The organism is Rheinheimera sp. NSM (assembly GCF_052380015.1).
Lineage (GTDB): Bacteria > Pseudomonadota > Gammaproteobacteria > Enterobacterales > Alteromonadaceae > Alishewanella.
The window spans coordinates 53,828-60,900 of sequence record NZ_JBQTCI010000011.1 but is presented as its reverse complement, the minus strand read 5'-3'; the positions used below and the strand labels follow the sequence as shown (position 1 = coordinate 60,900).

The 7,073-nt window shown below is 50.7% G+C and carries 7 protein-coding genes; 6 read left to right on the top strand and 1 reads right to left on the bottom strand.

Going from position 1 to position 7,073, the window contains the following annotated elements; translation table 11 throughout:
• Positions 1-133: 133 nt before the first annotated feature.
• The gene (locus ACTZWV_RS19535) at positions 134-1,954 is read left to right on the top strand and encodes an EAL domain-containing protein (RefSeq protein ID WP_444788161.1); all 1,821 of its coding nucleotides are present in this window, start codon (positions 134-136) and stop codon (positions 1,952-1,954) included.
• On the opposite strand, the gene ACTZWV_RS19530 is transcribed toward ACTZWV_RS19535, so the two are convergent.
• A complete protein-coding gene (locus ACTZWV_RS19530) occupies positions 1,908-2,864 on the bottom strand; it encodes a 1-aminocyclopropane-1-carboxylate deaminase/D-cysteine desulfhydrase (RefSeq protein ID WP_444788160.1) in 957 nt (318 codons plus the stop codon). The genes ACTZWV_RS19535 and ACTZWV_RS19530 overlap by 47 nt on opposite strands.
• A gap of 69 nt (positions 2,865-2,933) precedes the next feature.
• Here ACTZWV_RS19530 and ACTZWV_RS19525 point away from each other — a divergent pair, with 69 nt between their 5' ends.
• From ACTZWV_RS19525 to mshL, 5 genes are read left to right on the top strand one after another with little or no spacing between them, the layout of a single operon-like run.
• A complete protein-coding gene (locus ACTZWV_RS19525; protein WP_444788159.1) occupies positions 2,934-3,848 on the top strand; it encodes a hypothetical protein in 915 nt (304 codons plus the stop codon).
• Entirely contained in the window at positions 3,845-4,441 is a 597-nt protein-coding gene (locus tag ACTZWV_RS19520) for a PilN domain-containing protein (RefSeq protein WP_444788158.1), read from the top strand. Before ACTZWV_RS19525 ends, ACTZWV_RS19520 begins: the two co-directional genes overlap by 4 nt.
• Complete coding sequence (locus tag ACTZWV_RS19515; RefSeq protein WP_444788157.1) at positions 4,438-5,088, top strand: hypothetical protein; 651 nt, start codon at positions 4,438-4,440, stop codon at positions 5,086-5,088. Before ACTZWV_RS19520 ends, ACTZWV_RS19515 begins: the two co-directional genes overlap by 4 nt.
• Positions 5,066-5,389: a hypothetical protein gene (locus ACTZWV_RS19510; protein ID WP_444788156.1), complete on the top strand. Its 324-nt coding sequence runs from the start codon at positions 5,066-5,068 to the stop codon at positions 5,387-5,389. The genes ACTZWV_RS19515 and ACTZWV_RS19510 overlap by 23 nt, the downstream gene beginning before the upstream one ends.
• Entirely contained in the window at positions 5,379-7,043 is a 1,665-nt protein-coding gene (gene mshL / locus ACTZWV_RS19505) for a pilus (MSHA type) biogenesis protein MshL (RefSeq protein ID WP_444788155.1), read from the top strand. The genes ACTZWV_RS19510 and mshL overlap by 11 nt, the downstream gene beginning before the upstream one ends.
• Positions 7,044-7,073: the final 30 nt, after the last annotated feature.

Here is a 7,073-nt window from a genome sequence, read left to right as displayed (position 1 = left end):
GGCTCCCAATTAAGCAAAGCCCGACTCGCAAGAGCCGGGCTTTTTGCTTTGCGCTAACACAAATTTTTGCTGAAAAACTCGACAAATGCCGGACAAAGATTAACACTAAGAGCTGTTTCAAAAGGAGTTGGCCTTGTCATTACTGCATTTATTCGAGCACCGGACGCGTCGCCTGCAGCTGTTAGCGCTATTGCTGTTTCTACTGATCCTTAACTTGTCACATTTTGTTGCTCAGCGCTATGCTATGCAGCAACAGGCTATTCAGCTGGTGCAGCTGGTTCACCCGCAAACTGCATTACCGCAAAACCAACCTTTTTGGCTTACGTTAACAGCCGAAAATGGTTTAACCATGCAAGCCGAACCTGCTAAAACAGACTATGTTGCACTGAATATCGGTGATGCTTTTGCTTTTGTCGATAAACGCTTACTGCCGGGGCGTAGCCTCTGGTTTTATTTAGCGTTAAATGCGGTTTTTGTTCTGCTGTTTTTGCCACTGATGCTGCTGTTTCGCCGCCGACGCAGCGCACTTACCAGCGAAGTTATTGAGTTAGATAAAACTATCCGTATGTTGCAGGAGAAAGTTGAACTTAACAGCCGCACAGGTATTGCACCCAGTATAGCGCTGACTAAAGTGTCAGAGCGGATTAACCATTTACTGAAACGGGATCAGGAAGTCAGGCACCTGGTGCGGGTGCAGGGCTTAATCGATCATGAGTTGGCCATTGGTAACCGCGTTTTCTTCGAGAGTAAGCTGCAGCATTACCTCAGCGATGTGTCTGAAGTGGCTTATGGTGCTTTGTATATTATTCAGCTGAGTCATCCGGAATCGGGGCAAGCCGGTATTAAACAACTGACGCGGCTAAAAGGTTGTGTCGACATTCTGCATGGTATTGCCGCAGCTTACACTGATACCGTTATGGCGCGTTTGTCTGACAACGATCTGGTGTTTCTGGTGGCCGGGCTTAGCGGTAAAGAGATGGAAAAGTTGGGTGACAGAATGGCGACTTTGTTAAGCCGTGCCAGTTGTTTTGCCGATTGTGCCGGGCAAGACGTATTACATATCGGCTATGCCGGCTATCAGCGCGATCAAACCTCGTATCAAATTTTGTCAGAAGCCGATATGGCACTTAAAACTGCGCAGTTGCATGGGCCTAATGCAGCTTACGGGTACGTGCACCAGGATGATAAACCGGCCGCGAAAGGTTCGGTATGGTGGCGCTCAGAGCTGAACAAAGCATTGCAGGAGCATCGGTTTGCGTTAAGTTTTCAGCCGGTATTCTCCTGGCAGGATACTGATGTATTACAGCACGAGGTATTAGTGCGGTTGCAAACCAGTGATGGTCAGAACATTCCGGCCACTATTTTCCTGCCTATGGCGTATAACTGTGGCCTGGCCGGGCAGCTTGATCAGCATGTACTGGTAAAAACGGCGCGGTTGTGCGCAGTAGATTCGCGCACTTACAGCCGCTGCAGTGTCAATATCAGCATTCAGTCGTTACTCGAGCCACAGTGGTGTGAATGGCTGGATCATATGTTACTTAGTGGTCAGTTGGAACCACAGCAGTTGGCGTTGGAAATCTCCGAGCATCATTTACTGAAACATTATAAGCAGTTAAAAAGTCGGTTGTTAAAGCTGCATAACGCTGGTTTTACTCTTATTGTCGATCAGGTTGGTTTAGTTATCGACAATGCGCTCTATGTTGATGAATTGCCGCTGGAATCGGTAAAGTTGCATCCTTCGGTAGTACGCAATATTAACCAACATTTAGAGCAGCAACTGTTTGTCCGCGGCCTGATTTCCGGCTACGCCGGCAAAGGCGTGAAAGTGATTGCTACCGGCGTAGAACTGGAAGATGAGTGGCTGACATTACAAAAGTTGGGCATTGCCGGCGGCCAGGGCTTTTATTTCAGCCAGCCGTTAAACCAGATAATAGCGCAAGGTCAGCCGCTGTGATCAAACCGCGATAATGCATGCCCTTCAGGCCTTGCAAGCCGCCGGTATGGAAAAAGCTGAGCCGGCTGCCGGCCGGAAAATATCCCGCTGCAATCAGCGAAAATAGTCCGTTCAGGGCCTTACCGGTGTAAACCGGCTCAACATACAGGCGTTGTTGTGCCATGTCCCTGCAAAACTGCAGCAACTCCGGGCTGAAACGGCCGTAACCGGCACCGGTAAAGTCGGTATTAATCTGCCAGCGGCTTAAACTCTGCTGCGCCGGCAGTAGCTGCAGTACCTTATCGGGCAATGACGGGTCTTTGACCACGGCAATACCCAGTACTGCGGCATCGTTGCGGCTGATAATACCGGCCAGGGTTCCACCGCTGGCGGTAGCGCAAATAATGGTATCGGCGGGGCCGTCCGGTGTGGTGGCCAAATCCAGCCCGGCCACCCCCCGGGCACCGTCGGCAGAAGAGCCGCCCTCCGGCACCATTAACAGTCTTGGGTGTTGCTGTTGTAACCGGCGGATAAAATCGCTCTGGTGGCGCAGTCGGTAACTGTTACGATCAACAAAATGCAGTTGCATACCCTGCTGTTGGCAAAACCGCAGCGTCGGGTTGGCCGGATCGGGTTTATCCGCCCTGACATAAGCCATGCTGGTTAACCCCAGTTGTCGGCAGGCAGCGGCAACAGCACACAGATGATTAGAAAACGCGCCGCCGAAGGTAAAAACGCCCGCCATGCCTTCATGCTGAGCCGCAGCAAGGTGATATTTTAGTTTTAACCATTTATTGCCGGACACCTCAGCAAGGTCGGTTTCCAGATGACAGATCCAAAGTTGTACCTGATGACGTAACAACAAAGTATGACTTAAAGGTTGCCAGCGTTGCCGCGCTGCCGGTAACTGAATCTCAGATGAATACAACATGGGAAGAAGCATGACAGCCAAAGGAATAGCCGCTAGTATAGCGTTACAAACGGAGGGAATGGCAGCGCTATGCTGAGAAAAATAATAAAACGCCTCAATCAAATAGCACCGGGTGAACAACCGCTGTTTGCTGTGCATCTGTGCAGCAGCAGTCTTACGCTGGTACAGCTGAAAGAGACCCGGATAAAGCTCTGTAAAACCATCAACTTTAGTGTCGGTAATTGGCAGCCTGCATTACTTGAAGCGCTGGCCGTAGCACCGGCGCATAGCCGGCTGCATATTATTCTTGCAGCCGATTTCTACCAGCTGGTGCAGTTAGATAAGCCGGCTGTTGCTGCTGAAGAAATGCTGCAGGCATTGCCCTGGCAGGTAAAAGATCTGGTTAGTATTGCGCCGGAAGATATCGTCGCGGATTACATTGATTTGCCCGGTAATAATACCGCACAGGCTAAAATTAATGTGGTAGTGGCCAGCCTTGCCTGGTTAAAGCAGTTGGTTAATACCGTAAACAACGCCGGCCCGGCAATAGTGTCAATACAGCCGGAAGAGTGGCTGGCCACGGAACTGCTGCCGCTAAGTACTCAGGCTTGCATGTTGGTGGTGCATCAGCCGGAGCAGGAAGTGCTGATCCAAATTGTGCGTGATGGCTTGCTGTATTTCTCCAGGCGCACCCGTGGTTTCAGTAAGTTACATCTAAACAGCGAAGCAGATTTACGCAATGGCACCCTGGATCGCTTGCAGCTGGAACTGCAGCGTTCAATGGATTATTTCGAAAGCCAGCTGAAACAGCCGCCGGTACGCGATATCCGCTTACTGATGACGGCGCCACAGGTCATGGCGGAATTACTCAATCAAAGCGGTTTTAATCGTGTTGAACCGTTACAACCGCTGCCATTGGCCGCAACACTAAACGACAACGAGCTGTTACGCTGCTGGCCCGCAGTGGCCGCGGTTAGCGCACAGATAAAGGGGCCGGCCGCATGAAACAGCAGGTAAACCTGTATCAACCGCTGCTTTATCCGGTAACGGATCGCCTCAGCTTGCAGCGTGTATTATCTGCCTGGCTGTTGCTGGTTGGGCTGTTGCTGTCGGCCTGGTTTTGGTTGCAACATCAGCAACAACAATTGACAGCACAGCTTGCAGCACAGCAGCAACAACTGGATGTGCAGCAACAGGAAGTGCTGTTGTACCAACAAGCATTGGAGCAACGTCAGCCGTCAACAGAACTGATAAAACAGTATGAACAGGTGCAGCACAGGGTGCGGCAAAAGCAGCAACTGTTAGGCTACCTTGCTCAACAGCAGCAACAAGCCGGCCAACTGTACAGTCCGGTATTTGCGCATTTGCTGCAGATAGACCGGCAGGAGCTGTGGTTAACTGCTTTTAGTTTGCAGCAACAGCACAGCAGCTTCAGCGGTATTTCACTGCAACCGGACAAAGTGCCGTTATGGCTGGAAGATTTACGCCAGCTCAGCTATTTCAAAGGGCAGCGCTTTAGCGAGGTTAATATGTTGCAGGTACCGCAACAGAGCGCAGTAAGCTTTCAGCTGGTAGCCCAACAAGGAGCCGGCTTGTGACGCAATGGCAGCTATTATCAGACAAATTCAGTCAGTTGCAGCGACGGGAAAAACTGCTGCTGTCTTTGGGGAGCATCTTTCTTACGCTGTGGTTATTGCTGATTTATCTGCTGGAGCCGGTACTGCTGGCTGCTCAGCAAGGGCAAAAGCAACTGAGCACTTTGCAACAGCAACAACATGACGCTAAAGCGCGGGCCGATACCCTGAGGCGCCAACTCAGCGTTAATATGGACCAAAAATATCTGGAGCAAATAACCAGCTTGCAACAGCAAGAGCAGCAACTTAATAGCGAAATAAGACTAAGTGCTGCCCATTTTGTCGGCTCAGAGCAAATGATCAGCTTGCTGCAAAACATACTGCAAAGCAGCAGCGGTGTGCAGGTAACCCGCTTGTCTACCCCGCCGGCGCAGCCGGTCAGGCTTGCAGGCCAGGCTGATGATGAAGCTGCCTTGTTATATCAGCATACCATTACGCTGGTAATGAGCGGCAGTTACGCTAAGTTGTATGCAGTATTGCAACGTATTGAGCAACTGCCCGGCTTGGTAAACCGCGCCGGGCTGGAGTATCGCGTGTTGGAGTATCCTCAGGCAGAATTGTCGTTAAAGCTGAGCACAGTGAGTGAATATGAAGATTTTATTCGTTTGTAGTTTAGCCTTGCTGCTAAGTAGCCCGTTGCAGGCTGATCCTACCAGGCCGGCCAGCGGCTGGCACATTGACGGCAGGGCGGCACAAAGTGCTGTAGCGCCGGCCAGCTTGCGGTTGCAACTGATTAAAAATACTGAACAGGGGCTGGTTGCGTTGATAAACGGCCAGTTGGTACGCAAGGGAGATCGGTTTGAGCAGTATCGGGTAGCAGACATTCAGCAGGCACAGGTGGTTTTGCAATTAAATGGTGAACAGCGGGTATTGCCGTTACTTAACACAGCGATAAAACAATATGAAGAATAAGTCAGGACACAAAATACTGTGGCTATGCAGCAGCGCACTGCTGGCCGGTTGCCAGGCCTTTACGCCCACTACGGTGCCAAAGCAAGCTAAACAAGATTTGCACCAAGCCGCGCAACATAATCATGTCGAAGCGCAAGCTGCACCGCCGGTGCCGGCAGCAGTAACACAAGATTTACTCAGCGCCGGCTATACCCCGGTGCAGCCGCAGTTGCCACGCTTTAACGTAGCCGCGGTACAGGCAGATCTGGTGGATTTTTTTCAATCATTGGTTACAGATACACCCTATAGCGTAGTATTGCACCCGGGTGTCAGCGGCGATATCAGCCTGCAGTTAAAGCAAGTTACGCTGGCCGAAACCATGGCCATTGTGCAGCAACTGTATGGTTTTGATATCCGCCTGCAAGGCTTGGTGTATAAAGTGTATCCGGCAGGGCTGCGCACCGAGAGCATTGCCGTAAATTATCTGATGCTGCAGCGCCATGGCTTTTCCTCCATTGCGGTAAATTCCGGTGGCGTGTCGCAAGACAATCAAAACAATCAGAATAACGGCAACAACAATAGTAACAATAACCAGAACAACAACCGGGCCAATAACCAAAACAATCAGAATGGCCAGGGCCAATCCGGCCAACAGCAATTTAACGGCAGCACGATAAAAAGTGAAAGCCAGACCGACTTCTGGAAAGATCTGGAAAAAGCCGTCAGTACGGTGCTGGGCAACGGGCCGCAACGTATGGTAGTGGTAACACCACAAGCTGGCTTGGTTACCGTGCGGGGTATGCCGGAAGAAATTGCCGCTGTAAAAGCTTATCTGGGCCAGTCTGAGCAACACCTGCAACGTCAGGTGGTGTTGGAAGCCAAGATCATTGAAGTTACCCTCAATGATGAGTATCAGCAAGGTATCAACTGGCAAAACGCCATTATGAACCTGCGCAGTACCGGCTTTAATTTCGGCACCACTGCCGGGGCGACCGGTAATGCTATCAGCAACTCTTTAGGTGGCATTACCACCATTTCATTTAATAATGCCGATTTTAACGGTGTAATTAGCCTGCTGGAAACTCAGGGTAATGCGCAGGTATTGTCCAGCCCGCGGGTTACCGCAATGAATAACCAAAAAGCGGTAATTAAAGTCGGCCAGGACGAATACTTTGTTACTAACATCAGCAGCGATACCATATCCGGTGTGGGCGGCACTATCAGTACACCGAATATCTCTTTGCAGCCGTTTTTCTCCGGTATCGCGCTGGATGTCACACCGCAAATTGACCAGAATGGTAGTGTGATCCTGCATGTGCATCCCTCGGTAACGGAAACAGCGGAGCAAAGTAAAACCATCCGTTTCAGTAACGACGAAGTGATCCTGCCGTTGGCACAAAGCAATATCCGTGAGTCCGATACCATTATCCGTGCCCGCAGCGGCGAAATAGTGGTTATTGGCGGTTTAATGCAAACCGTTACCAGCGACAGTGAGTCACGCACGCCGGTGCTTAGCGCTATACCAATACTGGGTAAGTTGTTTACCAGTATCAGCAAGGTAGAAAAGAAAAAAGAGCTGGTTATTCTGCTTAAACCCACCGTGGTTGGTGACGGTGTATGGCGGCAGCAAATTCAGCAGTCTTCGGTGCAACTGTCAGACTGGTCGGCCAATTAGCGATGTATCAACGGCATTTCCAACTGAACC

What these genes read in the sequence shown, in the direction of transcription:
- ACTZWV_RS19530 (WP_444788160.1), bottom strand. Translation starts at nt 2,864, where the DNA reads ATGTTGTATTCATCTGAGATTCAGTTACCGGCAGCGCGGCAACGCTGG.
- ACTZWV_RS19525 (WP_444788159.1), top strand. Translation starts at nt 2,934, where the DNA reads ATGCTGAGAAAAATAATAAAACGCCTCAATCAAATAGCACCGGGTGAA.
- ACTZWV_RS19520 (WP_444788158.1), top strand. Translation starts at nt 3,845, where the DNA reads ATGAAACAGCAGGTAAACCTGTATCAACCGCTGCTTTATCCGGTAACG.
- ACTZWV_RS19510 (WP_444788156.1), top strand. Translation starts at nt 5,066, where the DNA reads ATGAAGATTTTATTCGTTTGTAGTTTAGCCTTGCTGCTAAGTAGCCCG.
- mshL (WP_444788155.1), top strand. Translation starts at nt 5,379, where the DNA reads ATGAAGAATAAGTCAGGACACAAAATACTGTGGCTATGCAGCAGCGCA.